Origin of the sequence: Acinetobacter lwoffii (assembly GCF_019343495.1) — a bacterium.
GTDB lineage: Bacteria > Pseudomonadota > Gammaproteobacteria > Pseudomonadales > Moraxellaceae > Acinetobacter > Acinetobacter lwoffii_P.
In genome coordinates, this window is the sequence record NZ_CP072549.1 from 1,526,388 (window position 1) to 1,552,176 (window position 25,789).

Here is a 25,789-nt window from a genome sequence, read left to right on the forward strand (position 1 = left end):
AGTGGATTCGGTGGCGAAAATTGTTGTCGTAACGTCAGGCAAAGGTGGTGTAGGTAAAACTACAACGAGTGCATCTTTTGCAACAGGTTTAGCCCTACGCGGTCACAAAACTGTTGTTATTGATTTTGATGTAGGTTTACGTAACCTTGATTTGATTATGGGCTGTGAACGCCGTGTAGTTTATGATTTTGTGAATGTTTTAAATAACGAAGCACGATTACAACAAGCACTGATTCGCGATAAAGATATTGAAAATTTATATATTTTACCTGCATCACAAACACGCGATAAAGATGCCTTAACCGATGAAGGTGTGGCACGTGTAATGGATGAGCTTTCGCAGGAATTTGATTATATTATCTGTGATTCACCTGCCGGTATTGAGCGTGGTGCTATTTTGGCCATGTATCATGCGGATGAAGCCATCATTGTGACCAACCCTGAGATTTCTTCAGTACGTGACTCTGACCGTATCATTGGCATGCTCGATAGCAAAACAAAAAAAGTAGAACAAAACGAAGGTCGCATTCGTAAGCATCTGTGTATTACCCGTTTCAATCCGGAACGTGCCGATAAACAGGAAATGCTGACGATTGACGATATTTCTAAAGATATTTTACGTGTACCGACCTTAGGCGTTATTCCTGAGTGTCCAAGCGTTCTACAGGCATCGAATGAAGGTAAGCCGGTGATTCTTTTCACTGAAGCTGCAGCAGGTCAGGCCTATGATGATCTGGTTGCACGTTTCCTTGGCGAAGAGCGTCCTTACCGTCATATCGAGGTAAAACCTAAGGGCTGGTTAGCACGACTATTTGGAGCGTAGACATGGCAGGATTCTGGAGTAAACTTTTTAGTGGCGAGGATAAACCATCAAGCGCACGGACTGCTAAAGACCGTTTGAAGGTGATCGTTGCATCCGAACAAGGCTTGGGTCGTCGCTTGAGCCAGGACAAAATTGACCAGATGAAAACTGAAATCATGCAGGTGGTCAATCGTTATGTTCGCGGTGTCGATGAACAGCATATTCAAATGCAGGTTCGTTCTGAAGCCAATATTGAAATGCTTGAAATGAATATCAATTTACCTGAAGAACGATAATCTGATTTTTGATTGGTCAAGTAAATTGATTCAAGGCAAAATATGAGAGTGGTAGAAATAGTAGTTTAGCTATATTCCGCCCACTTGAAGCATAGCTTCAAGTCTTGCGACTAGGCAAAGCAGTGCTTTGCTAATCTAGTCTCATATTTTGCCTTTTTTCATGCCGAAAAAACTACATTAGATCAAGGAAATTGCGATGGCATTATCTCAACCAGCGACCTTTAACGAAGAATGGTCAGATGAGCGTGTATTTGCCTATTTAAATCAGCTTCCTCCTGCAGGTGTTAATGCTGATTTTCACGTGCTGTATCATGCTTTCAAGCATATGCGTCCATTCGATTATGAACGCCTGTTGACGAAATTTGTCGCTGATGGCCGTGATGTCAATGCAACCAATCCGGAAGGACAACGCATTCATGACGTGATTGCCACTTTCCCGCGTCAAAGTGCCGAGTTCCTGGATGTATTGGCAAAATTTGCCTGAGTCAAAAATACATAAAAAAGCCTGCTTTGAAAGCAGGCTTTTTTATTGAAGATACACTGAAACTAAACCAGAATCTCGCGTTTGCCGTTGGCACCCATGCCGCTGACAATGCCGTTTTCTTCCATCTGATCAATGATCCGCGCAGCACGATTATAGCCCAGACTGAATTTACGCTGCAAGGATGAAGTAGAAGCCTTACGGGTTTCCAAAACAAAAGCTACACACTGGTCATACAGCGCATCGCGGTCTGATCCACCGTCGCCACCATCTTCAAAACCACGGCTAGATGGTTCTTCATCGAATGGTGTCAGGATCTCGTCGACATAATTTGGTGAACCACGTTCACGCCATGCATCACAGATCCGGTTGACTTCGTCATCGGCAATAAAAGCGCCATGCACACGCTCAGGTTCGATTTTACCCGGGCCCAAGAACAGCATGTCACCGTGACCGAGCAAGTCCTCTGCACCACCCGCATCCAGAATAGTACGCGAGTCGATCTTGGAGTTAACCCGTAATGCGACACGTGTTGGAATATTGGCTTTGATCAAACCGGTGATCACGTCTACTGATGGACGCTGGGTCGCAAGCAACAGGTGAATACCAGCAGCACGTGATTTTTGTGCCAGACGGGTAATCATTTCTTCGGCTTTCTTACCGACCTGCATGATCATGTCCGCGAACTCATCCGCGACAATTACAATGGAAGGCAACGGCGTCAAACGCGGCGCACGCTCACCCACAACAGAATCGCTGGCTTTCCATGTTGGATCGATCAGATCTTCACCATTGGCAATCGCCTCTTCCACCTTGCGGTTATAATCGCTCAGTTTACGGATTTTCAGGAAAGACATCAGTTTATAACGACGTTCCATCTCATTGACACACCAGTTCAATGCGCTGACTGCATCTTTCATATCAGTGACTACAGGCGTCAACAAATGTGGAATATCATTATAGTTTGCCAGTTCCAGCTGCTTTGGATCGATCAGAATAAGACGCAATTCATCCGGTGTATATTTCAGCAACATCGATAGAATCATCGAGTTCACTGCCACCGATTTACCCGAACCCGTGGTACCCGCCACCAACATATGCGGCGCTTTCCCCAGATCAGCAATTACCGGATTACCGGAAATATCCTTACCCATTGCCATGGAGAGAATACTATTCGGATCAGTGAAAGCAGGAATAGTCAAAAGTTCGATCAAACGGACCATTTCACGGGTACTGTTTGGTACTTCAATTCCGATATACGGCTTGCCCGGAATGACTTCAACCACACGCACCGATGCCATCGACATCGAACGTGCCAGATCTCGGGAAATATTGGTCACTTTAGAAGCTTTCACCCCTGGCGCCAGATCCAGTTCAAAACGTGTCACGACTGGGCCTGGCTGTGCTTCTACCACTTTGGCTTTGACATTAAATTCTTGCAGCTTGATTTCAAGCAATTCAGATAAACGTGCCAGCTGCTCTTCGGTAAAATTCACTTTTTTATTCGGATCGACTTCATCCAGTAAATCTAGCCCTGGAAGTGGTGATAAATCTTTACGGCGCTCCACCACCTGCATGGCACGTGACATCGGACGGCCTGAAGCATCAGTTAAAGGAGCATCAAAATCAAACTCGTCTTCATCTTGTGGTTTACCAGCCGTTTCTTGCCAGGCTTCTACAAATTCTTCTTTAGATAAAGCCTCGCGTACTGCTGCATGAGTTGCAGAAGGAGGAGATACTGGTTGCTCTATACCCTGATGCTGAATTGGTGCCTGAACAAAAGCAGAAGATTGGGCATAGCTAGAACTACGTACCGGTTGGCTTGGCTCTTCCTCTTCAATCAGCAAATCACCCAGGTCATCCAGATCGGTCTGTAATGCGCTATTTTTCACGACATGTGCAGTCGCCATGGATGCCATGGCAGGTGCAACATTGGTCATGTCTTCTACAATTCTTGAGGTCTTTTCGGCTGGCGCTGTATTGAATGGACTATGCACATCGGTCGCAGTTTTGCCTTGCGGAACTGCAGCCAGAAGTTCATCAAAGATTTCATCATCATCCCAGTCCAGACCTGTATGTGGAGTAGGTGCTGTTCTGGTATGAGCATGAGTCTGTGCTGAAACAGGTTGAGGAGCGGCTATGTGTGAGACTGGAGAATTAAGCTGTTCTTCTTCGGCTGCTTTGAGTAAGGCGTCAATATCCTGTTTATGGCGCTGATCTTCATTCGAATGCAAGGCACGCCACACCTCGCCTGTCGCTACCACACGATCCGGCTGTTGAGGCACTTGCTGTACTTGTTTAAATGTCTCGACTGGTTCAGCAGTCTGCTGCTCAGCTTCGGGAAGATCATCATAAAACTGCGGTTGTTGTGATTCTTTATCGGCAAAATCATCAAATAAACGTTCAGCCACCTGATCACGCACCACCGGATCTATTTCTACCAGTTGATGCTCAGGCGCAGGTGTTACTGCAACCGCTACTTTTTTTGCACTAATGACTGGCTCTTTTTTGGCGACAGGTGCAGTCCGATCAAAATCAGACATGCCTTCAGGCACATTACGGTAGAACAGGTCTTGTAGATAAGCAGGCGTTGCTTTGAGGCTGCTCCAGGTCTTGTTCCACTTCACCCCAAAAGCCAAGGTAAATAACACCACCCAAAGCACCAGCAGGAAGAATGCTGCACCATAGACTGTCAGCAATTGTTCAAGACTCTGACCTAATTCATAGCCAATAATACCGCCGGAAGAATTATCCAGCGTATCAGCAGGGACTTGCCAGAATAAAAACAACAGCGCTGAGGTGGTCAGCAACAGGAAGAATTGTGCAGCATAGCGAAATGGCCGGTTCAGGAAGCTACGCGGCCACCAGACCTGAATCGCTTCCATAAACAGATAGACAGGGATCAGCAGACTTGCCCAACCGAGAAAGCCAAACAAAAGGTCTGCAATCCAGGCACCCGCTACCCCACTGGCATTCGAAACGGTCTGCGTATCACTGGAGATATGCATCCACCCCGGATCAAATGGCGTATAGGTCACTGTTGCAAGAAACAGATAAATCCCAAATGAGACTAAAAATAATGTCATTACTAAGCGCTGTGCATAGGCACTCGACACCGCTGTCATATACTGTCCTGTAACCAATTCTTCATGAATATTCTTTTGCTTCAATGCTTGAAAAAAGCGACGCAATAAAATACATATTATGCACCTGTTCTGTGAAAAAAGATGCACTATTGTGCAAGCACAATGTTACTTATGCTATATAGCCCAAATCGATTTCAATGATCAATAATATCGACTTTAATCTCACACCACTGTTATACAGTTTCACGTATAATTCAATAAATTTCTAAATAAAAAAGGATACAGCTGATGAGCGCACGTCACTCACGACTGATTATTTTAGGTTCTGGCCCTGCAGGCTATAGCGCAGCAGTATATGCAGCGCGTGCAAACTTGAAACCTACCCTGATTGCAGGCTTGCAACTGGGCGGTCAGCTGACCACGACGACTGACGTCGATAACTGGCCGGGTGATCCCGAAGGTTTGACTGGTCCAGCATTGATGGAACGTATGCAGGCACATGCAGAGCGTTTTGGCACTGAAATCGTGTATGACCATATCAATGAAGTGGATCTTAGCCAGCGCCCCTTCGTGTTAAAAGGCGATATGGAAGAATTCACCTGTGATGCCCTGATTATCTGTACCGGTGCAACTGCCCAATACCTCGGTCTGGAATCTGAAGCAGCCTATATGGGTCAAGGTGTCAGTGCTTGCGCAACCTGTGATGGTTTCTTCTATAAAAACCAGAAAGTCATGGTTGTAGGTGGTGGTAATACCGCTGTTGAAGAAGCGTTGTACTTATCCAATATTGCGTCTCACGTGACTCTGGTTCACCGTCGTGATTCACTACGTTCTGAAAAAATCTTGCAAGATCATTTATTTGCCAAAGAAAAAGAAGGCAAGATCAGCATTATCTGGAACCATCAAGTCGATGAAGTACTCGGTGACGCACAATCTGGCGTGACCTCGGTTCGTCTTAAATCAACTCAAGATGACTCTACTCAAAACGTCGATGTGACGGGTATGTTTGTGGCGATTGGTCACAAGCCAAATAGCACCATGTTTGAAGGTCAGTTAGAGCTTCGTGACGGTTATATCCAGGTACAAAGCGGTACTGCAGGTAATGCAACCCAAACTTCGGTACCGGGTGTATTTGCAGCCGGTGATATTGCGGACAGCATTTACCGTCAGGCCATTACTTCTGCCGGTTCAGGCTGTATGGCTGCGCTTGATGCAGAAAAATATCTTGATGCGATGGGCAAACTAGACTAAGCAGCAAGAATAAAAAAGCCGTCCATTATGGACGGCTTTTTTATTGCTAGAATGAGATGATGATTTATCTATAGATTTATGTCGGGTCTGCCATGTCTTTACTTCCTCCCTCAGAATTCATTTTTCCCAATCCGGTCGAGGTTGATCCTGAAGGTGAAGGACTGATTTGTATTGGTGCAGACCTCTCCCCTTCCACACTTTATGAAGCCTATATGCATGGATTATTTCCATGGTTTTCAGAAGGTGATCCGATTTGCTGGTGGAGTCCGGAACCACGCTGTATTATTCGCCCCGAAGATTATCATCCTAGCAAATCCCTGCTACGTAATATGAAAAAGCAGGACTATAAGATTACGGTCAATCATGCTTTTGAAAGAGTGATTCGTTCCTGTTCATTGCCTCGTGCTTATGCAGACGACACCTGGATCAGTGAAGATATTATCGCAGGCTATTGCGACATGTTTGACGCAGGATATGGCTATAGCATTGAGGTCTGGGATGAAGATCGCGTCGTCGGTGGACTTTATGGTGTGACCATCGGTCAAGGCTGTTTTGGTGAATCCATGTTTAGTACGCAAACCGATGTTTCTAAAATGGCTTTCTATACTTTAATGCTGATTGGACAGGAAAATAAACTATCCTGGATCGACTGCCAACTGGTCAACGATCATCTGTTAAGCCTGGGTGCCTGCACAATTTCTCGCCAAGCTTATCTTAATTCTTTACAAGATATTGTAAAAAAGCCTGCTATCGATTGGAAAAAGTATCAGGAAGGTGTATTTTCAAGTAAAACAATAGCGCAAAACGCGCGCTTAAGTGAATGAAAATAACAGAGGGTAGTTGTTATGAACTCTTATCAGCCAAAGGCCCTACTGAACGATTTACAGTATTATATTACGCCGCCGCATGATTGTAGCTATTTGCCCAACAAGTCGGCGCGCATGGTTTTTCTGGATCCTGCACATCGAATTGATGTAGTCACTTTATCGGAACTGTCACGTACCGGTTTCCGCCGCAGTGGTGATTTCGTCTATCGACCCGAATGTCATCTGTGTCGTCAATGTCTGTCTTCGCGTGTACCCGTTGCTGAATTCCGCATGAACAGTTCACAAAAAAAAGCCTGGAAACGGAATCAGGACCTGGTGATGAAAATTACCAGTCCAGAGCACGCCGGTGATCTACATTATGCGCTGTATGAACGCTATATTAATGAACGCCACTCAGATGGCGACATGTTCCCACCCACTCGGGATCAGTTCGAAAAATTTTTATTACAAAGCTGTGCCGACAGCTTCTTTCTAGAATTATGGCAAGATGAGCGTCTAATCAGTGTTTCAACCTGTGACTTGCTGGATGATGGCATTTCTGCCGTCTATACCTTCTTTGACCCAGATGAAAATCGCCGCTCACTTGGTGCTTTTGCAATCTTGAAACAGATTGAACATGCACAAAAGCTGGGCTTGCAATTTATCTATCTGGGATATTGGGTGCCACATTCCAACAAGATGAATTACAAATCTCAGTATCTGCCACTGGAACTCTTGATCGATGGACAATGGCGACGTTTAAATCATGCATTGAGTGCCACGGAGATTCAGCAATTGGGAAACTCATTAATGACGACCTTACCCAGTGGATGGAATCACCAGATTATTAAATAAGGTCGTCAGTTTGTATTATTTAAACAGACTGGCAAAATCATCCGTACATGCTTTCACCATAATGATGGCATGTTCACGGCTTCCGTTACTGTTAGGATAATAATTCTTGCGCAGATCAATCTGATGAAAGCCTGATTTTTCATACAGCTTGATCGCAGCCAGATTACTCTCGCGCACTTCCAGGAAAATCTGCACCGGATTATTTTTTAGCATCGCCACTGAAGCCTCCAGCAACTGATAGCCCAAGCCCTGACCTTGCTGTGCCGGATCAATTGCCATGAGCAATAAATTGGCTTCATCCAGCACTGGTTGTAAAATACAAAATCCGGCCACCTGCCCTTGCACTTCAATCACGGTACTTTGATAAGCCGTTACAGCATCTTCGAACTGTTTTAAAGTCCAGGGATGTGATTGAACTGATTTTTCAATCTTTGCAACGACTTCTACATCCGCTGCTTGCATTAAACGAATCATCTTCGTTCATCTTATATAGAATCAACCTCCGCATTATAGAAACTTCATCCAAAAAATCGAGCAAAAAAAAGAGCGATTTTAGTCGCTCTCCAATCTTCAGTTCTGTCACAAACCCAATTTGGCTTTCCAGGTCGCCAACAGTTGATCTGTATAATGATCATTCGGATGGAATCCCGGTTTAAAATACATCAGCATTTCTTTCGCCATACCCGTAATGACACCTTTAGAAGGACTATAGGCATAGGTATAAATGGCTTTTAAGGACTCAAGATTAAACTGCTGATCCTGTTTAAGCAAACGGGCGAGGAAATAGCTTTGCACCACAAATAAGGTTGCCATTGCGATGACCAAGGATGAAGTACGCAGTGTATAGGCTTTTAATCCTTTGCCAAAAACCCCTTCGAAGACATCATAAGCCACTGCCTTATGTTCATTTTCCTCGATGGCGTGCCATAACCACATGGTTTTCATGGTTTCATCTGTCATCAATTCCTGAATGTGGCTATTGGTCAAAAGCTGTGAGGCAATGGTTGCAGTGAAATGCTCAAGTGCCGTGGTTGCAGTCAAATCTACCATTTCTTGGGTAATTCCCACAGGCTTACCCAGTTTAGCCATGACTTTACGTGTCGTTTGAATGACTTTATCGGTATAACGATCAAGCGTCTCGACATCATGCCCATGTTTTTGTGCAGATGCATTAAAGCCGATATGCTCGTGAGTATGCATCGCTTCCTGACCAATAAAAGCGGAAATTTCTTTTTGTAATGCTTCATTATTGGCAATCGCAGGATGTTTACGTACCGCACGGACTGAATCTATAAAAAACTTTTCACCTGCTGGAAATAGCGCAGATAATGCCGTCATAAAATGAGTGAGACCTGCTGAACCATTCATCCAATATTCCGGTACAGCATCAAAATCAAAGTTCATACGACGAACTGGAAAACTTGCACCCGCACGATTGGTAATATTTACTTTCGCATTCATGTGACCACTCCCATCGGGCCAATCCAGGCCCGAAAATGTAATATTCATATTCTTATCTGTATATTACGTGGTAATTTTTTTTACATAAGTGCAGTTTAGGTCAAGCCAATATCAGATAAGGACAGCTTTTAAAATCATTGTCCGACAATCTATTTTTAGTTTTATAAAAAGTTTGAATCAAAAAAAAGCGCCTCAAAGAGGCGCTTTTCTTACACAATCAGCGATTATGCAGTTACTTTAGCAACTACACCAGCACCAACTGTACGACCGCCTTCACGGATCGCAAAACGTAGACCTGGGTCCATTGCGATCGGGTGGATTAGCTCTACTGACATCTCAACGTTGTCACCAGGCATAACCATTTCCACGCCTTCTTTAAGCGCGATCGCACCAGTTACGTCCGTAGTACGGAAGTAGAACTGTGGACGGTAACCGTTAAGGAATGGAGTGTGACGACCACCTTCTTCTTTAGAAAGTACATATACTTCCGCATCGAATTTAGTGTGTGGCTTGATCGCACCTGGCTTAGTTAATACTTGACCACGTTGTACGTCTTCACGCTTAGTACCACGAAGAAGAACACCACAGTTCTCGCCCGCACGACCTTCGTCAAGAAGTTTACGGAACATTTCTACGCCAGTTACTGTAGTAGTTTGAGTATCACGGATACCAACGATTTCTACAGACTCACCTACTTTAACGATACCAGTCTCTACACGGCCAGTTACTACTGTACCACGACCAGAGATTGAGAATACGTCTTCAATTGGCATAAGGAATGGAAGGTCAATTGCACGCTCTGGCTCTGGAATGTAAGAGTCAAGTGCTTCAACAAGCGCAACTACCGCTGGCTCGCCGTATTGGCTGTCATCACCGTTAAGCGCAAGAAGAGCAGAACCACGGATCACTGGAGTGTCATCACCCGGGAAGTCGTAAGTAGAAAGAAGTTCACGAACTTCCATTTCAACTAGCTCAAGAAGCTCTTCATCGTCTACAAGGTCGCATTTGTTCAAGAATACAACGATGTAAGGTACACCTACCTGACGAGAAAGCAGGATGTGTTCACGAGTCTGTGGCATAGGACCATCAGTCGCAGCACATACAAGGATCGCGCCGTCCATCTGAGCAGCACCAGTAATCATGTTTTTAACATAATCGGCGTGGCCCGGGCAGTCTACGTGAGCGTAGTGACGAGTTGGAGAGTCGTATTCTACGTGTGAAGTATTAATTGTAATACCACGTGCTTTTTCTTCTGGTGCAGAGTCGATTGCAGCGTAGTCTTTCGCTTCGCCACCGAATTTCTTCGCACATACAGTTGCAATTGCAGCTGTTAAAGTTGTTTTACCATGGTCAACGTGACCAATTGTGCCCACGTTAACGTGTGGCTTATTACGTTCAAACTTAGCCTTAGCCATGAGATCTTCCTTTTTAAACTACTCATGCAGGATCACTGCATGAGCACTTGGTTTTTAACTATGAATTAGTTTGGGCTTATAGTAATCGAAAGATTACTCGTCGTCACCTTTTTTACCGCCAGACTGGAATTTAGAAATGATGCCTTCAGCCACGTTACGTGGAGTTTCAGCATATTTAGCAAATTCCATAGAGTATGTTGCACGGCCTTGAGACATAGAACGCATTTGAGTCGCGTAACCAAACATCTCAGCAAGTGGAACCTCAGCTTTAATTGCTTTAGTACCACCAGGCAAGTCATCCATACCTTGAACCATACCACGACGACGGTTTAAGTCACCCATGATATCGCCCATGTAGTCTTCTGGAGTTTCTACTTCAACTTTCATGATAGGTTCAAGAAGAACAGGATCTGCTTTCATGAAACCGTCACGGAAGGCATAAGAACCAGCCATCTTGAACGATAATTCGTCCGAATCGACATCGTGGTAAGAACCGTCAAACAATGTAGCTTTAATGCCAACTACTGGGTAACCAGCAAGGACACCATTCTTCATACGCTCTTGGATACCTTTATCCACAGCACCGAAGAATTCTTTAGGAACTACACCACCAACAACTTCTTCAACGAACTCGTAGTCTTTACCAGCATCAGCATCCATTGGCTCTAAACGTACGTATACGTGACCAAATTTACCTTTACCACCAGTTTGACGAACGAATTTACCTTCTTGCTCAACTGACTTTTTGATCGTTTCACGGTAAGAAACCATTGGTTTACCAATGTTTGCTTCAACACCGAATTCACGCTTCATACGGTCAACAATAATGTCAAGGTGAAGTTCACCCATACCAGCGATGATTGTTTGACCTGACTCTTCATCAGTACGAACGCGGAATGATGGATCTTCCTTAGCCAAACGACCTAAAGCAATTGACATTTTTTCTTGGTCAGCTTTAGTTTTTGGTTCAACAGCCAATGCAATTACTGGCTCTGGGAATTCCATACGCTCAAGTGTGATGACATTTTTCTCATCACAAAGTGTATCACCTGTAGTTACGTCTTTAAGACCTACACACGCAGCGATATCACCCGCACGAATTTCTTCAACGTCTTGACGATCGTTCGCGTGCATTTGCACGATACGGCCGATACGTTCACGTTTAGATTTAACTGGGTTATAAACAGAATCACCTTGTTTAAGAACACCAGAGTAAACACGTACGAAAGTTAAGTTACCTACGAATTTGTCGTTCATGATTTTGAACGCAAGTGCAGAGAACGGAGCTTCGTCAGATGCTTCACGAATCGCTTTAGTTTCAGCCTTATCGTCAAGAACACCTTCAATCGCTTTAACTTCTGTAGGCGACGGTAAGAATTCAATTACTGCGTCCAACATACGTTGAACACCTTTGTTTTTGAATGCTGTACCACAAAGCATTGGTTGAATTTGACAAGCCAAAGTTTGGACACGTAGACCAGCAACGATTTGTTCTTTAGTCAAATCGCCATTGTTCAGGTATTCATCCATTAACTCTTCAGAAGCTTCAGCAGCAGCTTCAACCATGTTTGTACGCCATTCTTCAGCAGTTTCTTGAAGTTCAGCCGGGATTTCACCGTATTCAAACTTCATACCTTGTGAAGCTTCGTCCCAAATGATCGCTTTCATTTCGATCAAGTCGATTACGCCTTGGAAGTTTTCTTCAGCGCCAACAGGGATTACTACAGGTACTGGAGATGCACCTAAACGTGTTTTCATTTGTTCAACAACACGGAAGAAGTTGGCACCAGTACGGTCCATCTTGTTCACGAATGCTAAACGAGGCACTTGGTATTTGTTCGCTTGACGCCATACAGTTTCAGACTGAGGTTGTACACCACCTACAGCACAGTAAACCATACACGCACCATCAAGAACACGCATAGAACGTTCAACTTCAATTGTGAAGTCAACGTGTCCCGGTGTATCAATTACGTTGATACGGTGTTCAGGGAACTGTTTAGACATACCTGACCAGAATGTAGTCGTAGCAGCAGAAGTAATGGTAATACCACGTTCTTGCTCTTGCTCCATCCAGTCCATTGTTGCTGCACCATCGTGTACTTCACCAATTTTGTGAGATACACCTGTGTAGAACAAAATACGTTCTGTAGTTGTGGTTTTACCCGCATCAATGTGCGCAGAAATACCAATGTTACGATAACGAGAAATTGGGGTTTGACGTGCCATGATTTCTAGCATTCCTAAATTTTGTTGTTTAAAACAGGACGCTTTAAGCTGCATAGCAACTTAAAGCGCTTTGGTGACAGAACCATGACGGTCTTGTCACCCTCCTGAATAGGGCCTGTTTTATCTGCTTAGAAACGGTAGTGAGAGAATGCTTTGTTGGCTTCAGCCATACGGTGCACATCTTCACGTTTCTTAACCGCAGCGCCTTTGCCTTCAGATGCATCAAGCAACTCGCCAGCAAGACGTAAAGCCATAGTTTTTTCAGAACGCTTAGCAGCAGCATCTACTAACCAACGCATCGCTAGAGCAGTACGACGGGATGGGCGTACTTCCATAGGAACTTGGTATGTAGCACCACCAACACGGCGTGCTTTTACTTCGACCATAGGACGAACTTTTTCAAGAGTAGTCTCGAAAAATTCAACTGGGTCTACTTTAGATTTTTCTTGAACGCGGTCTAAAGCACCGTAAACGATACTTTCAGCAATAGATTTTTTACCATCTTGCATTACGTGGTTCATGAATTTAGCGATTGTTTGGCTGCTGAACTTAGGATCCGGAAGGATTTCACGAGCAGCGACTACGCGACGTCTTGGCATTTTAAACTACCTATAAAGATGACACTTCAGGTTTATCCAGCATGAGTACAAAGTGTCATGTACTACTCGCTGGCCTTACTATACGTCGCTTGGAATTTTCACAAAATTAATGCAGAAATCAGACAAGCGAGACGATAAAGGATTGCGGTTCTACGTTCTTAAAATTTAATTCTTAACGAATTATTTTTTAGGACGTTTAGTACCGTATTTAGAACGAGACTGGTTACGATCTTTAACACCAGCACAGTCTAAAGAACCACGAACGGTATGGTAACGTACACCTGGTAAGTCTTTAACACGACCACCACGGATAAGAACAACACTGTGCTCTTGTAGGTTATGGCCTTCACCACCGATGTAGCTAGAAACTTCGAAACCTGAAGTTAAGCGAACACGGCAAACTTTACGCATTGCTGAGTTAGGTTTTTTAGGTGTAGTTGTGTAAACACGTGTACAAACACCACGGCGCTGTGGACAAGCCTTCAACGCAGGAACTTTAGATTTTTCAACTAAAGTCGTACGACCCTTGCGGATCAACTGATTTGTTGTTGCCATTTGGCAATTCTCCCGTTAATAAAAAGCCCCAAAAAACTACTACTTTTTGAGGGCATGCAATTGTAATTCAAGATGCAAAATTGGTCAACCTACTCAAGCCAAGCAAATGCCGTTTCTCACGACATTTGCTTGCTTTTATTTACCTTCAAAATTCGCTTATTTTTTTGAATTTTTACCAGCTTTTTTGGTCACGTCTTGAGCTTCAGATTTAGTTTCCGAGTTTTCTTGATCCTCTGCACCCTGCTGTGAAGTCTCTGTAGCAGCTTCCGCCTCGTCAGCAGCTTCTGGATGCAGTTCAGCTTCGATTTCCGGATCAAATGAAGTTTTGGATAAAGCCGGTTGTTGCGACTGCTTATCTACCGCAGGTTCAACCAACTCATCGTTGAGTGCCTCCAGCCCTTTACTCACCTTTTCATCTTTCTTCACTTCTGCTTCTTCAGAGCTTAGATCATTCTGCTCTTTTTTGACCAGCTTGACTTGGGTAATCGTGTTATTGCCTTCAATCGCAATATCTTTATCCATGATCGGCTTATCTTTCGCAGGCTCAACGTCGTGAGAGGCACCATTTAGGAGTTTCGGAGTTGCCTGTTGTAACAAACTGACTGCTTTTTCATAGGCAGCATAAGGAGACAATTGCGAATCCTGATGCTGAACCAGGTATTGGCGTGCATGTGAGAATGCTTCTTGAGCTTTCTGATTTACATCCTCGACAAAACGGTGGCTATATACTGCACCAATACCTGCACTTGCCAGAGGCGTTAGTTTGGTTAATCGCTCCAGAATCGAAATTTTTGGCAGATGATTCATCCATTCCCATTTAGCCTCTCCCTCATGACGACTTAGCCATTGTTTGATAGCGCTGACATCATTATCAGAACCTAGCATGGCTTGTAGCTGGGAGATATCATGAGTTTTAAGGGTATTACTTAACGCTTTTAAACCCAATAACAAGGTTTGCTTTTCTGCAATCAGGCTCAGGTCGATCTGTCTAAAGATATGCTGGACGATTTCCTGATCATCTTCTTTGCTCAGGTCAAAACCATAAGAGCGACCGACTTGATAAATGGTACGCAACGCCATCAGTAAAGAAGCGGGAATATCAATCGCGGTGCCAAGCATCCCTGAAGCACCACTCACTGCACCCTGAACCGTCGCAATCCATTTGTTTTGTTCACCTAAAGCCTGTGAAATTCGCTTGGATCGGTCGACGTCCTGAGTCAATTCTTCTAAATCTTTCGCTCCAGCTTCATTCAGAATGGCATCAACCGAACTGGTTTGATTACTAAATTGATTCAGACGCTCATAAAAGTAGTTAGACACTTTTTCGGTTAAGTCTGGAGAAACAAAATGCGCGACATTATTCACGGTATTAAAGCGGCGCCCGAGAAGTTGACGAGAGACATTTGGAAGATGCTCGCGAAGCATTTGCTGAGGATTATCATATTTTTTAGCTGAAAAAGCGCTTTTCGTCTTCGCCGAACCGTCAATCACCTGATCGGAGTTAGAAGGCTTCAGCGCTTTAGTCACCGAATCCGGCGCAACATGATTCAACAAATCCAATCCGGTTGAACTGAACTTTTTCGCCACTCCAAAGGCATTCGAAATCAGACCATTAGATTGTTTATTATTAGCATTTACCATTTTTTACCTCAGCATTCATGTGCTTGTATTTGGTATAAATACTAGGTGTAGTCAGCGTTTATCTCAACTTTATTCTGTTTCATTTAGTAAAACCTCTACATGCCGACTCACAAACTCAACCGACTGTCACACGGCATAACATTTGCCATAAGATTTCAAAAGTCTTTCTGCTATCATGTTCCCCATCATGAAATAAGGCTAAGCGCTGGATTGGGCGATTTTAAAACCCAGATATCTGCGCTGAGCATAGAGCAAACTATAAGGATCTGTAGATGAAACGTGTTGTCATCACTGGCATGGGTATTAACTCGTGTATTGGTAATACATTAGAGGATGTAAACCATTCTTTACAAAACGGGATTTCAGGAACACGTTTTAATCCGACTTATGCTGAACTCAATTTCAAAAGTCATGTCAGTGCTGCAGCCGAGCAGGATTTTGATGGGATCGACCGCAAACTGAAACGCTTTATGGGTGTATGTGCGATGTATGCATATAACTCAGCTCTTGCTGCGGTTGAACATGCAGGTTTAAAGGTTGAAGACCTAGCTGGCAACCCACGCTATGGTATCGCGGGTGGTTCAGGTGGCGGTTCAACTGCTTCCGTTATTGAAATGAACGAATTATTGCAAACCAAAGGTGCGCGTAAAGTCGGTCCTTTCTTTGTACCACGTAATATGACCAACACCATTACGGCTAACGTTGGCGTTGCATTCAAATTACAAGGTGTGGCGCATACTATTACCAGCGCATGTGCAACCTCTGCGGATGCGATTGGTTATGCCTACAACCTGATTCAACTCGGCAAACAAGATTTAATGCTGGCGGGTGGCGGTGAAGAAGATCACTGGTCACAAAGCTTGTTGTTTGATGCGATGGGCGCACTTTGCTCTAAATACAATGACAGCCCTGAAACAGCATCACGCCCTTATTCTGCAGACCGTGACGGTTTCGTGATTGCCGGTGGTGGTGGTTTTGTGATCCTTGAGTCTTTGGAACATGCGAAAGCGCGTGGCGCAAATATCTTAGCTGAAGTGGTTGGTTATGCTGCAAACAGTGATGGTGCTGATATGGTTGCACCATCTGGTGAAGGTGCAACACGTTGCGTACTGATGGCTTTAGAAGAAGCAAAGCAACACGGTGTCGATAAAATTGACTATGTAAATACACATGGTACTTCTACTCCAGCGGGCGACATCACAGAACTTAAAGCAATGGAACGTGCTTTCGGTGAAGGTCAGGTTCCTCCATTAAGCTCAACCAAATCAATGACGGGTCACAGTCTGGGTGCTGCTGGTGTTCAGGAAGCGATTTATTCGGTTCTGATGATGCAAAATGACTTTATTGCGCCAAACATCAACGTGACCGAGCTGGATGAAGGCGCGAAACCGTTTGATATCGTGCTTGAAAAACGTGACGCAAAATTGAATACTGTGATGAGTAACAGTTTCGGTTTCGGCGGCGTAAATGCTTGTCTCATTTTCAAAAAGTGGGAAGGCTAAGCTGCCCAATTTAGGGTGACTTGATGGATGCTCCTTCTGATGCTTTCTTGTGGGTAAAAGCATTACATATTATTGCAGTGGTTTGCTGGTTCGCGGCTTTGTTCTACTTGCCACGGCTGTATGTTTACCATGCCATGAGCGAAGATGCCGTCAGTCATCAACGCTTTGAAGTCATGGAACGTAAGCTGTACCGTGGCATCATGTGGCCAGCCATGTTGGCTACCTTGATTACGGCGCACTTTTTGGTGGATTGGGGTGATGCAACGCGTCACTATCATGAAGCCTTATGGTTTTACCTTAAAGTCGGCCTGGTCGGCTTATTGGTGATTTACCATCTGGTGTGTGGTTATTACCGCAAGAAGCTGATTGATAATGCACATTACAAGTCACACAAGTTTTGGCGTTATTTTAATGAGATGCCAACCCTGATCTTATTTGCAGTGGTGATTTTAGTCGTAGTTAAACCTACTTTCTAATTCACCTGCACAATAAAAAAATCCCCGATCAGTCGGGGATTTTTTTATGTCTGAATATTTAAGGATTACCACGCTGACGCATACGTGGCTTATACAGCAGACGATAGGTCACTGCCAGAATAATCAACCATAAAGGACTGATCATCAGAGCCTTTAAGGTATCGGGTTCCAGACTTAAAATAATCAAGGCGAATAACAGGAATGCTAATACCACATAAGACATCCATACTCCACCCGGCATTTTAAAGGTCGAAGCCACATGTTTTTGCGGTTGCTGCTTACGGTAACGAATGTAGCACACCATGATGATGCTCCAGATACTAATAAACAGGATCACACACAGCGAACTTGCCAGAGTAAAAGCTTCCATGGTATTTGGTACAAAATACTGAAATGCTGCCCCTAACATAATAAAAGCACAGGAGAAAAATAACCCTGTGGCTGGTACTGCCCGACTAGATAACCGCGCTAAAGCTTGAGGCGCCTGTCCATCACGTGCCAAACCAAACAACATACGACTGGTCGAGAATACACCACTGTTCATAGAGGACATCACAGACGACAACACCACCAGGTTCATGATAATGGCTGAAGTTGGAATACCGGCATACAGGAACAAACTCACAAAAGGACTTTGATCCGCAGGAATCAGATGCCACGGTGTGACCGACATGATCATCAGCAATGACAATACATAGAACAGAATGATCCGCGTAGGAATGGCGTTGACCGCTTTGGGTAAATTCTTTTCCGGATCTTTGGTTTCTGCCGCCATCGTACCGAGCAGTTCCACCCCGACAAAGGCAAACATGGCAATCTGGAAGCCTGCCAGAAAACCAGTAAAGCCTTTGGGAAATAAGCCACCATGCGCCCAGACATTACTAAAGCTGGCGACGGCACCACTCGGTGCCTGAAAACCGCTAAACACCATATAACCACCGACAAAGATCAAACCAAGAATGGCTAAAATCTTGATTAGTGCGAACCAGAATTCAATCTCACCAAACAGTTTTACCGTGACCAAGTTAATCGCGAGAATAAACAGCACACAACCCACACTAATCATGGCCTGCCCCATCGGGGTAAAGGCCATGCCTTCAGGCAGCCAGAAACTCAAATAGTTAATAATCGCCGCGAGATCAGCAATCCCTACCAGCACCCAACCCAGCCAGTACGACCAGCCAATATAATAGCCAGCACCCGGCCCGATCAGGTCATGGGCCATATCAATAAAGGATTTGTAATGCAGATTGGACAACAGCATTTCACCCAACGCACGCATCAGGAAGAAGAACATGCCACCAATGATCATATAAATGATCAAAATTGAAGGGCCTGCCAGGGAGATGGTTTTTCCCGATCCCATAAACAGGCCGGTACCGATACAGCCACCAATGGCGATTAACTGCAAATGTCGGTTAGAGAGTTTTCGTTGCAACTCATGCGGCGACGATTTTACGTCTTCTGTGCCCGGGGTGGTTTTCATTTTTACATCCTTTTTAATCTTTACAACAGCATCAAGCTGAATTTACAACGTTCAGTCCTCGAACGCTTATTATGACATTTTCATACTTTTTACTGCGCTGTTCAGTGAGATTTACTGCACTAAAACGACTTAAATCATTGCATGGGAGATTTCAACATTAGAAATGAAACTAAGCTTGAGCTGCAATGACTGCAATTTCAATCAGCCAGTCAGGGTTCACCAGATCCGCCTGAATCGTAGCACGTGCGGGTGTACTATGACCTTGCAGCCATTCCACCCAAAGCTGGTTTACGGTAGCAAAATCATCCAGATGCTTGACAAATAATTGTGCAGAAAGCAGCTGGCTTTTATCGGTATTTGCCAGTGCAAGCAATTCTTCAATTTTTGCAAAGACTTCCAGTGTTTGGCCGCGTACATCCAGATTCGTGCTATTTGGCACCTGACCTGACAGATAGACGGTTTGATGATGAATCGTCACCGCACTCATGATTTGATTGCTGTTGAGTCGCTGAATGGCTGTATTGTCCTGTGTCATGTTGATCTTCCTTGTTTGGGATATTTAAATAAAATTTAAATTAAAAATTTAAGCGTCAATCTGGAAATGAACCCGAGCGGTCACCGCACACATCAGCTCATAGCCGATGGTGCCTGAACTGGCCGCCACTTCATCAATCGGCAAAACCACACCTTGGGAAGATTGGCCCCAAAGTACCACTTCACTACCTATATCTGCGTGCGGCAGTGCAGTCAGATCTACCGCCAGCATATCCATACTGATTCGACCCAATGTGTGCGTTTTGATTGAATCTACCAGCACGGGTGTACCGGTCTCCGATAGTCGTTGATAACCATCGGCATAACCACAGGCCACAATCCCGATCCGTATTTCCTGCGTGGCAATAAATTTGGAACCATAGCCAATGCTCTGACCTGACTGGATCATTTGAATGGCGATAATTTCACTGCGTAAGCTCATGCTCGGTTGCAGATTCCAGTCTTGAATCGTGTGTGTTGGATAATCTGGTGAACTGCCATACAGCATGATGCCGCTACGTACAATATCGGAATGAAGGGTTTGATGATGACGCAGAATGGCCGCACTGTTACTGAGTGAGATTTTACCCTCAAACCCCTGAATGGCCTGGCTAAAAATCAGGTTTTGATACTGAATCCCATCCTGTCCGAAACGCTGGCCATCTGCATCGGAGAAATGGGTCATATGCGTGATTGAACGGACATTATTTAGCTGGTGCAGCTCCTGCCAGATTTCTGCATATTGCTGTGGCTCGAAACCCAGACGGTTCATGCCGCTGTTCATTTTCAAGTACACATCAAACTGTGCATCCGGTGCTATTGCAGCAAACTGTTTTAGCCATTGCACTTGATGCGAGGAATGAATAGCAAAGCTCATTTCATGCTTGGCACATTCGAATAAATCCTCGAGAGCAAAAATACCTTCGAGCAACATTAGCGGCTTCTTGCATCCTAGTGCACGCAGCCGTTTGCCCTCTTCAATATCCAGAAAAGCAAAACCGTCCGCCCCGTGAAGTGCCGCATAGACCCGTTCAATCCCGTGCCCATAGGCATTGGCCTTGACCACGGCAAATACCTGACTATTGGGCATACATTGGCGCGCCACACTTAAATTATGCGCAAGCGCCTGTTGATGGATAATTGCAGTAATCGGACGTGGCATACATTCCTCCTTGAATATTCCGCCTCAGATGGCTCTAAGCCGCGTGGTGATAGCGCGCCAATGACAATCCTTCGGTACTAATTTCAGGATCACGGGCCAAGACCAGATCGCTGATTAATTTCCCTGAACCGCAGGCCATGGTCCAACCCAGCGTGCCATGTCCAGTATTCAGGAACAGGTTTTTAAAACGGGTTTTCCCAATAATTGGCGTACTGTCCGGGGTCATTGGACGCAGGCCTGTCCAGAAGCTGGCCTGATTCATGTCACCCCCCGGGAATAAATCACGGGTCACCATTTCCAACGTGCCACGACGGTCTTCATTCAGACCCAAGTTAAAACCACTCAGTTCAGCCATTCCCCCTACGCGGATGCGCTGGTCGAAACGGGTGATTGCAATTTTATAGGTTTCATCCAGCACGGTAGATTGCGGAGCGAAGGCTGGATCTAGAATAGGAATGGTTAATGAATAACCTTTTACTGGATATACCGGCAAATTCAGTTCAAGCGGTTTAAGGAAATCACGTGAATAACTACCAAAGGCCAGCACATATTTATCTGCTGTGAGCACCTGACCATTGACCAGAACACCTTTGATCTGGTCACCTTCTACAATCAGCTTTTCAACGTTTTGATTAAACTTAAACTCTACACCCATCCCTTTGGCATGTTCTGCCAGGGCATTGGTAAACAGATAGCAGTCACCTGTTTCATCATTGGGTAAATGCAGACCACCCACCAGTTTGTCTTTTGCCTGTGCCAATGCCGGTTCTACACGCGCCAGTCCATCGCGATCCAGCAGTTCAAACTCAACTCCAGTTTCCTTCAGAACTTCGATATCGCGCTGAACTGCATCCAGCTGCGCATCTTTACGGAAAATCTGCAAAGTACCTTTCGCGCGGTTTTCATAAGAGATGCCAATATCCCGGCGCAAATTACGTAAACAGTCACGGCTGTATTCAGCCACACGCACCATCCGTTCTTTATTGACTGCATAATGCTGGGCATTACAGTTTTTCAGCATTTGTGCCATCCACTGCAATTGCCACAAGCTGCCATCGACATTAATCGCCAACGGTGCATGATGCTGAAACATCCATTTGACTGCCTTAAATGGAATACCTGGTGCAGCCCAAGGGGTCGAATATCCTGGAGAAATCTGCCCGGCATTACCGAAGCTGGTTTCTTGCGCCGGACCTGCCTGACGATCCAACACAGTCACGGTTGCTCCCTGCTGCGCCAGATAGTAAGCGCTTGCCACACCAATCACACCACTACCTAAAACCAATACGCGCATTACCTTAACCCTCAAACATCTTTTCAGTTTATTTCACTAGTATATTTTTGCTTTAATAGTTAAATTCACTATATTCAGACTGTATATTCAGTGAAATAAATATTTTTTCGGGCAGAATTAAAAAAAAGAGGGAAATATTGATGCGCAAATTAGACCGCATTGACCGCATGATTCTGGATATCCTGCAACGCGATGGCCGGATTGCCATTAGCGAACTTGCAGCACACGTCAATCTATCGACCACACCCTGTTCAGAACGGGTAAAACGGCTAGAGCGCGAAGGCATTATCATGGGCTATTACGCCCGTTTAAATCCGGAAATGCTGGAGCGCAACCTGCTGGTTTTTCTGGAAATCAAACTCTCCGCCAAATCAGGTGATGTCTTTGATCAGGTGGCACGTAATCTAACTGAGATTCCAGAAGTACTGGAATGCCATTTAATTTCCGGTGATTTTGATTATCTGGTCAAAGCGCGTTTAAAAGAAATGAGTGCTTATCGCCGCCTGTTGGGAGATTTACTGAAAAAACTGCCCGCCTCTGCCTCCTCGCACAGTTATGTGGTGATGGAAGAAGTTAAAGAAAGTTTATATCTGGACTTGGGTATTTAGTAATGATGGCTTTTTAAAGCTACGGGCAGAAACAACAAAGCCCCAAACGGGGCTTTGAGATCGAACATTGATTGAACTTATTAAACCTTAAGCAGGAATGCGGAGTACCTGTCCCGGGAAAATATCATCTGCATCTTTGAGCAAGGGACGATTAGCTTCAAAAATCTTATTATACTGATTGGCATCACCATAAAATTCTTTTGAGATTTTTGACAGACTGTCACCTGATTTCACCGTGTAGAACTTACTTTCCGGCTCAGGACTGCTTACCGTAAGCTGATCATCCACTTTTGCGACATGATCAATATTACCCACGGCCAAAACAATCTTTTCACGATCGGCCTGGCTTTGTACCTGACCTCTAACCGTCGCCAGATCCGAAGCGGAGTTATAACTGATGGATAGGCCACTGATCGGAAGGCCCAGACTTTTCACATGGCCGAGTAATTTATTTGCCACTTCCTGAGCAGAAGGCTCTGCAGGTTGTGCTGCAGCCGGCGTTGTCGTTGCAGGTGCAGCCTGTGGTTCCGCAGCAGCTGTATTCTTCTTACCGATACCTTTTACAAAATCAAAAAGACCCATAGCGGACTCCATTCTTGTTGTTAATGTCACGTCACTCTTATTTTTATAATGAAATTAGCCAAGGTATAGTTAGTCATTGGTGACAGAAAGGTAATCGATTGTAAAACCTCCATTCATATAAAAAGCAGATACAAAAAAACCACCTCAAGGGTGGTTTTTTTGTTCAGCAAAGCTGAAATCGGCGATTAACCCAGTTTCTTAGAAACGTAGTCAATTGCAGATTGAACAGTTGTGATTTCGTTAGAATCTTCATCAGGAATCGTGATGTCAAAATCATTTTCGAAAGACATAACAAGTTCAACTAGATCTAGAGAATCTGCACCTAAGTCATCCATGAAAGACGCTTCGTTTTTAATCTCTTCGATTTTGATACCAAGTTGTTCTGCAACTGCTTGCTTAACACGTTGTTCGATATCGCTCACAGGAATTCTCCTCATTGCTTGTGGCGTTTTTAATGCCGTTAGTTTAATTGAATCTAAAAAATTTGGAAAGTTTATACTTGAGCTTAGCTCATGTATAAGCCCCCATTTACATGCATAACTGTACCAGTAATGTAACTGGCTTTATCCGAAGCCAAGAAACTTACGGCATTTGCGATATCCTGCGGATCACCTAAACGGTTTAATGCCACCTGCTCAGTCATCTTTTTACGAATTTCTTCGCTTAGCTGCTCAGTCATTTCAGTCGCAATAAAACCTGGTGCTACCGAGTTTACGGTAATCTGACGGCTACCCATTTCTTTGGCAAGGCTACGGCTAAATGCTTCAATACCTGCTTTGGCAGCAGAATAGTTGGCCTGACCCGGGTTGGCAAAGTGTGCCACCACAGAACTGATGTTGATGATGCGACCGAAACGCGCCTTGGTCATGCCTTTGAGTACGCGCTTAGACAAACGGTAAACTGCTTTCAGGTGAATATTTAAAATATCATCCCAGTCATCTTCAGACATACGCAGCAGCAAATTGTCTTTGGTAATACCAGCATTATTGACCAACGCAAGGACTGGACCATAGTTCTGTTCAATGTCCGTTACCAGCGCATCAATCGCAGCACCATCACGTACATCTAGTACTTTTCCAGCGCCATTTTCAGCAAACTGTGCAGATAATTTTTCCGCACCTGCTTCAGACGTTGCAGTACCTACGACAAAATAACCGTCTTGAATCAATTGCTGTGCGATCGCAGCACCAATACCACGACTTGCACCTGTTACCAGAGCAACTTTACGTTCCTGTGTCATGCACTTTTCCCTTCTGCCGCCAATACGGTGTTTAATCCATCTTCCAGACGAGATTGACTGTCCAGTGGAAGTACTTTTTGAATATTCGGCAAGCGTTTCGCCAAGTTAGTCAATACATTACCCGGACCACATTCTACGATGTACTCAATGCCTTCATCTTGAAGGAATTGTAAGGTTTTAGTCCATTGTACCGACTCATAAAGTTGCGCGGTCAACGCCTGACGCAATTCATCTACATTGGTTGCCGCTTGCGCGCCTACATTTTGTAATACAGGAATGCGTGGCAGCTCAATGGCGGTTTGTTCCAATGCTGGCGCAAACTGTTCAGCCGCAGGTTTCATCAATGAACAATGCGATGGAACCGATACTGGCAATGCAATGGCTTTTCCGCCGTTTTCTTTGGCCAATGCCATCACTGCTTCAACGCGATCTTTATTGCCTGCAACGACAACCTGCCCTTGCGCATTGTAGTTCGCCGCTTCGACAGAACCTTCGCCTGCTGCAGTTGCTTGTGCACACAGCTCAATCACTTTGGCATCGTCCAGACCCAAAATGGCAGCCATCGCACCCACACCCTGAGGTACAGCAGTCTGCATGAGTTTGCCACGCAAGTTCACTAGCTTCGCAGCATCACCCAGGCTTAAAGCACCTGATGCAACCAGTGCGCTGTATTCACCCAGTGAATGGCCTGCAAGATATTTCGGTGCTACACCGCCAGATTCTAACCACACGCGCCATAAGGCAATACTTGCAGTCAGCAATACCGGCTGGGTAAATTCAGTTTGATCCAGACCTTCGCCAGTTTGCGCAATCTGCCACAGATCAAAACCGACGGCTTCAGATGCTTCTGCAAATGTCTCGCGAATACTTGCAAACTGTTCTGCAAGCTCAGCCAGCATACCAGCTTTTTGGGAACCCTGACCCGGAAACACAAATGCAGTTTTTGTTGCTGGCGCTGCTTGTTCGAGTGGTGTAGCAGACATAATAAAATCCTTTCATTCAAGAGGTGTGCTTCTTCAATCCTAACAAGAAGACTGACCAATAAGACCACCTAAATCATTGTGGAGCGCAATTTAGCATGTAATTTTGCTGGCGGTAATTGCCAAATACAACAAAAAACCGATACACCTAAAAATCAAAGACAAAAAAAAGGGAGCTAAATGCTCCCATTTTTTCTACTAAGCTTGACGCTTAATACATCACCAATTATTCAGCAGATGCTTTAGCGAATAATTGACGACCACGGTAGATACCATCTTTAGATACGTGGTGACGACGGTGAGTCTCGCCAGTAGCTTGGTCTACAGTTAATGCATTCTCGGTTAAAGCGTCATGTGAACGGCGCATGTCACGGCGAGAGCGACTTTTACGGTTTTGCTGAACGGCCATGATGGCTCCTTACAAAGATCGAAAAAATGGATCAGAACA

At 44.7% G+C, this 25,789-nt stretch carries 26 protein-coding genes; 9 read left to right on the forward strand and 17 right to left on the reverse strand.

What is annotated here, in order from left to right; genetic code table 11:
* The first annotated feature begins 10 nt into the window (after nucleotides 1–10).
* From minD to J7649_RS07185, 3 genes are all read left to right on the forward strand, one after another.
* Nucleotides 11–823 (forward strand): septum site-determining protein MinD, encoded by an 813-nt coding sequence (gene minD, locus J7649_RS07175; protein WP_005096033.1) that lies wholly within the window; start codon nucleotides 11–13, stop codon nucleotides 821–823.
* Between the two features lie 2 nt (nucleotides 824–825).
* Nucleotides 826–1,098, forward strand: coding sequence for a cell division topological specificity factor MinE (gene minE / locus J7649_RS07180; protein ID WP_004279256.1), 273 nt, complete (start codon nucleotides 826–828; stop codon nucleotides 1,096–1,098).
* 196 nt (nucleotides 1,099–1,294) lie between these two features.
* Entirely contained in the window at nucleotides 1,295–1,582 is a 288-nt protein-coding gene (locus tag J7649_RS07185; protein WP_004279254.1) for a PA4642 family protein, read from the forward strand.
* Nucleotides 1,583–1,644: 62 nt separating this feature from the next.
* Here J7649_RS07185 and J7649_RS07190 read toward each other — a convergent pair whose 3' ends face one another.
* Complete coding sequence (locus J7649_RS07190) at nucleotides 1,645–4,704, reverse strand: DNA translocase FtsK (RefSeq protein WP_219307071.1); 3,060 nt, start codon at nucleotides 4,702–4,704, stop codon at nucleotides 1,645–1,647.
* A gap of 249 nt (nucleotides 4,705–4,953) precedes the next feature.
* Between J7649_RS07190 and trxB the strand changes: the two genes are divergently transcribed.
* The 3 genes from trxB (at nucleotide 4,954) to J7649_RS07205 (ending at nucleotide 7,577) form a co-directional block, all read left to right on the forward strand.
* On the forward strand, nucleotides 4,954–5,916 hold the full coding sequence (gene trxB / locus J7649_RS07195) for a thioredoxin-disulfide reductase (protein ID WP_004646117.1): 963 nt from the start codon (nucleotides 4,954–4,956) through the stop codon (nucleotides 5,914–5,916).
* A gap of 92 nt (nucleotides 5,917–6,008) precedes the next feature.
* The gene (gene aat, locus J7649_RS07200; RefSeq protein ID WP_004646116.1) at nucleotides 6,009–6,740 is read left to right on the forward strand and encodes a leucyl/phenylalanyl-tRNA--protein transferase; all 732 of its coding nucleotides are present in this window, start codon (nucleotides 6,009–6,011) and stop codon (nucleotides 6,738–6,740) included.
* A 21-nt stretch (nucleotides 6,741–6,761) separates the two neighbouring features.
* Complete coding sequence (locus J7649_RS07205; RefSeq protein WP_219307073.1) at nucleotides 6,762–7,577, forward strand: arginyltransferase; 816 nt, start codon at nucleotides 6,762–6,764, stop codon at nucleotides 7,575–7,577.
* Nucleotides 7,578–7,592: 15 nt separating this feature from the next.
* On the opposite strand, the gene rimI is transcribed toward J7649_RS07205, so the two are convergent.
* The 7 genes from rimI to J7649_RS07240 all read right to left on the reverse strand — a co-directional run bounded on the left by rimI (nucleotide 7,593) and on the right by J7649_RS07240 (nucleotide 15,477).
* Complete coding sequence (gene rimI / locus J7649_RS07210) at nucleotides 7,593–8,051, reverse strand: ribosomal protein S18-alanine N-acetyltransferase (RefSeq protein WP_005104810.1); 459 nt, start codon at nucleotides 8,049–8,051, stop codon at nucleotides 7,593–7,595.
* Between the two features lie 105 nt (nucleotides 8,052–8,156).
* Nucleotides 8,157–9,038, reverse strand: a complete 882-nt coding sequence (locus J7649_RS07215; protein WP_219307075.1) for a metal-dependent hydrolase — start codon at nucleotides 9,036–9,038, stop codon at nucleotides 8,157–8,159.
* A gap of 224 nt (nucleotides 9,039–9,262) precedes the next feature.
* Nucleotides 9,263–10,453 carry an elongation factor Tu gene (tuf, locus tag J7649_RS07220; RefSeq protein WP_004646112.1) on the reverse strand — a complete coding sequence of 397 codons (1,191 nt, stop codon included), beginning with the start codon at nucleotides 10,451–10,453 and terminating at the stop codon, nucleotides 9,263–9,265.
* A gap of 93 nt (nucleotides 10,454–10,546) precedes the next feature.
* Entirely contained in the window at nucleotides 10,547–12,682 is a 2,136-nt protein-coding gene (gene fusA / locus J7649_RS07225; RefSeq protein WP_004646111.1) for an elongation factor G, read from the reverse strand.
* A 128-nt stretch (nucleotides 12,683–12,810) separates the two neighbouring features.
* Nucleotides 12,811–13,281, reverse strand: a complete 471-nt coding sequence (rpsG, locus tag J7649_RS07230; RefSeq protein WP_004279240.1) for a 30S ribosomal protein S7 — start codon at nucleotides 13,279–13,281, stop codon at nucleotides 12,811–12,813.
* A 180-nt stretch (nucleotides 13,282–13,461) separates the two neighbouring features.
* The gene (gene rpsL / locus J7649_RS07235) at nucleotides 13,462–13,836 is read right to left on the reverse strand and encodes a 30S ribosomal protein S12 (RefSeq protein WP_002050319.1); all 375 of its coding nucleotides are present in this window, start codon (nucleotides 13,834–13,836) and stop codon (nucleotides 13,462–13,464) included.
* A 156-nt stretch (nucleotides 13,837–13,992) separates the two neighbouring features.
* A complete protein-coding gene (locus J7649_RS07240; RefSeq protein ID WP_219307077.1) occupies nucleotides 13,993–15,477 on the reverse strand; it encodes an EcsC family protein in 1,485 nt (494 codons plus the stop codon).
* A 272-nt stretch (nucleotides 15,478–15,749) separates the two neighbouring features.
* Between J7649_RS07240 and J7649_RS07245 the strand changes: the two genes are divergently transcribed.
* Nucleotides 15,750–16,979, forward strand: coding sequence for a beta-ketoacyl synthase N-terminal-like domain-containing protein (locus J7649_RS07245; protein WP_005247122.1), 1,230 nt, complete (start codon nucleotides 15,750–15,752; stop codon nucleotides 16,977–16,979).
* 23 nt (nucleotides 16,980–17,002) lie between these two features.
* Nucleotides 17,003–17,455, forward strand: coding sequence for a CopD family protein (locus J7649_RS07250; RefSeq protein ID WP_004279237.1), 453 nt, complete (start codon nucleotides 17,003–17,005; stop codon nucleotides 17,453–17,455).
* A 58-nt stretch (nucleotides 17,456–17,513) separates the two neighbouring features.
* On the opposite strand, the gene J7649_RS07255 is transcribed toward J7649_RS07250, so the two are convergent.
* The 4 genes from J7649_RS07255 to J7649_RS07270 form a co-directional block, all read right to left on the reverse strand.
* Nucleotides 17,514–18,941 (reverse strand): amino acid permease, encoded by a 1,428-nt coding sequence (locus J7649_RS07255; RefSeq protein WP_005107715.1) that lies wholly within the window; start codon nucleotides 18,939–18,941, stop codon nucleotides 17,514–17,516.
* Between the two features lie 169 nt (nucleotides 18,942–19,110).
* On the reverse strand, nucleotides 19,111–19,476 hold the full coding sequence (locus J7649_RS07260; protein WP_219307079.1) for a RidA family protein: 366 nt from the start codon (nucleotides 19,474–19,476) through the stop codon (nucleotides 19,111–19,113).
* Between the two features lie 48 nt (nucleotides 19,477–19,524).
* The gene (gene alr, locus J7649_RS07265) at nucleotides 19,525–20,637 is read right to left on the reverse strand and encodes an alanine racemase (protein WP_219307081.1); all 1,113 of its coding nucleotides are present in this window, start codon (nucleotides 20,635–20,637) and stop codon (nucleotides 19,525–19,527) included.
* A gap of 34 nt (nucleotides 20,638–20,671) precedes the next feature.
* Entirely contained in the window at nucleotides 20,672–21,931 is a 1,260-nt protein-coding gene (locus J7649_RS07270; RefSeq protein WP_213686930.1) for a D-amino acid dehydrogenase, read from the reverse strand.
* 140 nt (nucleotides 21,932–22,071) lie between these two features.
* Here J7649_RS07270 and J7649_RS07275 point away from each other — a divergent pair, with 140 nt between their 5' ends.
* A complete protein-coding gene (locus J7649_RS07275) occupies nucleotides 22,072–22,539 on the forward strand; it encodes an Lrp/AsnC ligand binding domain-containing protein (RefSeq protein ID WP_005104829.1) in 468 nt (155 codons plus the stop codon).
* Between the two features lie 87 nt (nucleotides 22,540–22,626).
* Here the strand turns inward: J7649_RS07275 and lysM are convergent, their stop codons facing one another.
* The 5 genes from lysM to rpmF form a co-directional block, all read right to left on the reverse strand.
* Complete coding sequence (gene lysM, locus J7649_RS07280; RefSeq protein ID WP_219307083.1) at nucleotides 22,627–23,121, reverse strand: peptidoglycan-binding protein LysM; 495 nt, start codon at nucleotides 23,119–23,121, stop codon at nucleotides 22,627–22,629.
* 185 nt (nucleotides 23,122–23,306) lie between these two features.
* Entirely contained in the window at nucleotides 23,307–23,543 is a 237-nt protein-coding gene (gene acpP, locus J7649_RS07285) for an acyl carrier protein (RefSeq protein WP_004646101.1), read from the reverse strand.
* A gap of 83 nt (nucleotides 23,544–23,626) precedes the next feature.
* Nucleotides 23,627–24,361, reverse strand: a complete 735-nt coding sequence (gene fabG / locus J7649_RS07290) for a 3-oxoacyl-ACP reductase FabG (RefSeq protein WP_153566866.1) — start codon at nucleotides 24,359–24,361, stop codon at nucleotides 23,627–23,629.
* Entirely contained in the window at nucleotides 24,358–25,344 is a 987-nt protein-coding gene (fabD, locus tag J7649_RS07295; protein WP_219307085.1) for an ACP S-malonyltransferase, read from the reverse strand. The genes fabG and fabD overlap by 4 nt, the downstream gene beginning before the upstream one ends.
* Nucleotides 25,345–25,567: 223 nt before the next feature.
* Nucleotides 25,568–25,750 (reverse strand): 50S ribosomal protein L32, encoded by a 183-nt coding sequence (gene rpmF, locus J7649_RS07300; RefSeq protein WP_004279227.1) that lies wholly within the window; start codon nucleotides 25,748–25,750, stop codon nucleotides 25,568–25,570.
* Between the last annotated feature and the right edge of the window lie 39 nt (nucleotides 25,751–25,789).

Excerpts from the sequence above, each read along its gene's own strand:
- minE (WP_004279256.1), top strand. The coding sequence starts at position 826 with ATGGCAGGATTCTGGAGTAAACTTTTTAGTGGCGAGGATAAACCATCA.
- J7649_RS07185 (WP_004279254.1), top strand. The coding sequence starts at position 1,295 with ATGGCATTATCTCAACCAGCGACCTTTAACGAAGAATGGTCAGATGAG.
- J7649_RS07190 (WP_219307071.1), bottom strand. The coding sequence starts at position 4,704 with ATGACAGCGGTGTCGAGTGCCTATGCACAGCGCTTAGTAATGACATTA.
- trxB (WP_004646117.1), top strand. The coding sequence starts at position 4,954 with ATGAGCGCACGTCACTCACGACTGATTATTTTAGGTTCTGGCCCTGCA.
- aat (WP_004646116.1), top strand. The coding sequence starts at position 6,009 with ATGTCTTTACTTCCTCCCTCAGAATTCATTTTTCCCAATCCGGTCGAG.
- J7649_RS07205 (WP_219307073.1), top strand. The coding sequence starts at position 6,762 with ATGAACTCTTATCAGCCAAAGGCCCTACTGAACGATTTACAGTATTAT.
- rimI (WP_005104810.1), bottom strand. The coding sequence starts at position 8,051 with ATGATTCGTTTAATGCAAGCAGCGGATGTAGAAGTCGTTGCAAAGATT.
- J7649_RS07215 (WP_219307075.1), bottom strand. The coding sequence starts at position 9,038 with ATGAATGCGAAAGTAAATATTACCAATCGTGCGGGTGCAAGTTTTCCA.
- tuf (WP_004646112.1), bottom strand. The coding sequence starts at position 10,453 with ATGGCTAAGGCTAAGTTTGAACGTAATAAGCCACACGTTAACGTGGGC.
- fusA (WP_004646111.1), bottom strand. The coding sequence starts at position 12,682 with ATGGCACGTCAAACCCCAATTTCTCGTTATCGTAACATTGGTATTTCT.
- rpsG (WP_004279240.1), bottom strand. The coding sequence starts at position 13,281 with ATGCCAAGACGTCGCGTAGTCGCTGCTCGTGAAATCCTTCCGGATCCT.
- rpsL (WP_002050319.1), bottom strand. The coding sequence starts at position 13,836 with ATGGCAACAACAAATCAGTTGATCCGCAAGGGTCGTACGACTTTAGTT.
- J7649_RS07240 (WP_219307077.1), bottom strand. The coding sequence starts at position 15,477 with ATGGTAAATGCTAATAATAAACAATCTAATGGTCTGATTTCGAATGCC.
- J7649_RS07245 (WP_005247122.1), top strand. The coding sequence starts at position 15,750 with ATGAAACGTGTTGTCATCACTGGCATGGGTATTAACTCGTGTATTGGT.
- J7649_RS07250 (WP_004279237.1), top strand. The coding sequence starts at position 17,003 with ATGGATGCTCCTTCTGATGCTTTCTTGTGGGTAAAAGCATTACATATT.
- J7649_RS07255 (WP_005107715.1), bottom strand. The coding sequence starts at position 18,941 with ATGAAAACCACCCCGGGCACAGAAGACGTAAAATCGTCGCCGCATGAG.
- J7649_RS07260 (WP_219307079.1), bottom strand. The coding sequence starts at position 19,476 with ATGACACAGGACAATACAGCCATTCAGCGACTCAACAGCAATCAAATC.
- alr (WP_219307081.1), bottom strand. The coding sequence starts at position 20,637 with ATGCCACGTCCGATTACTGCAATTATCCATCAACAGGCGCTTGCGCAT.
- J7649_RS07270 (WP_213686930.1), bottom strand. The coding sequence starts at position 21,931 with ATGCGCGTATTGGTTTTAGGTAGTGGTGTGATTGGTGTGGCAAGCGCT.
- J7649_RS07275 (WP_005104829.1), top strand. The coding sequence starts at position 22,072 with ATGCGCAAATTAGACCGCATTGACCGCATGATTCTGGATATCCTGCAA.
- lysM (WP_219307083.1), bottom strand. The coding sequence starts at position 23,121 with ATGGGTCTTTTTGATTTTGTAAAAGGTATCGGTAAGAAGAATACAGCT.
- fabG (WP_153566866.1), bottom strand. The coding sequence starts at position 24,361 with ATGACACAGGAACGTAAAGTTGCTCTGGTAACAGGTGCAAGTCGTGGT.
- fabD (WP_219307085.1), bottom strand. The coding sequence starts at position 25,344 with ATGTCTGCTACACCACTCGAACAAGCAGCGCCAGCAACAAAAACTGCA.
- rpmF (WP_004279227.1), bottom strand. The coding sequence starts at position 25,750 with ATGGCCGTTCAGCAAAACCGTAAAAGTCGCTCTCGCCGTGACATGCGC.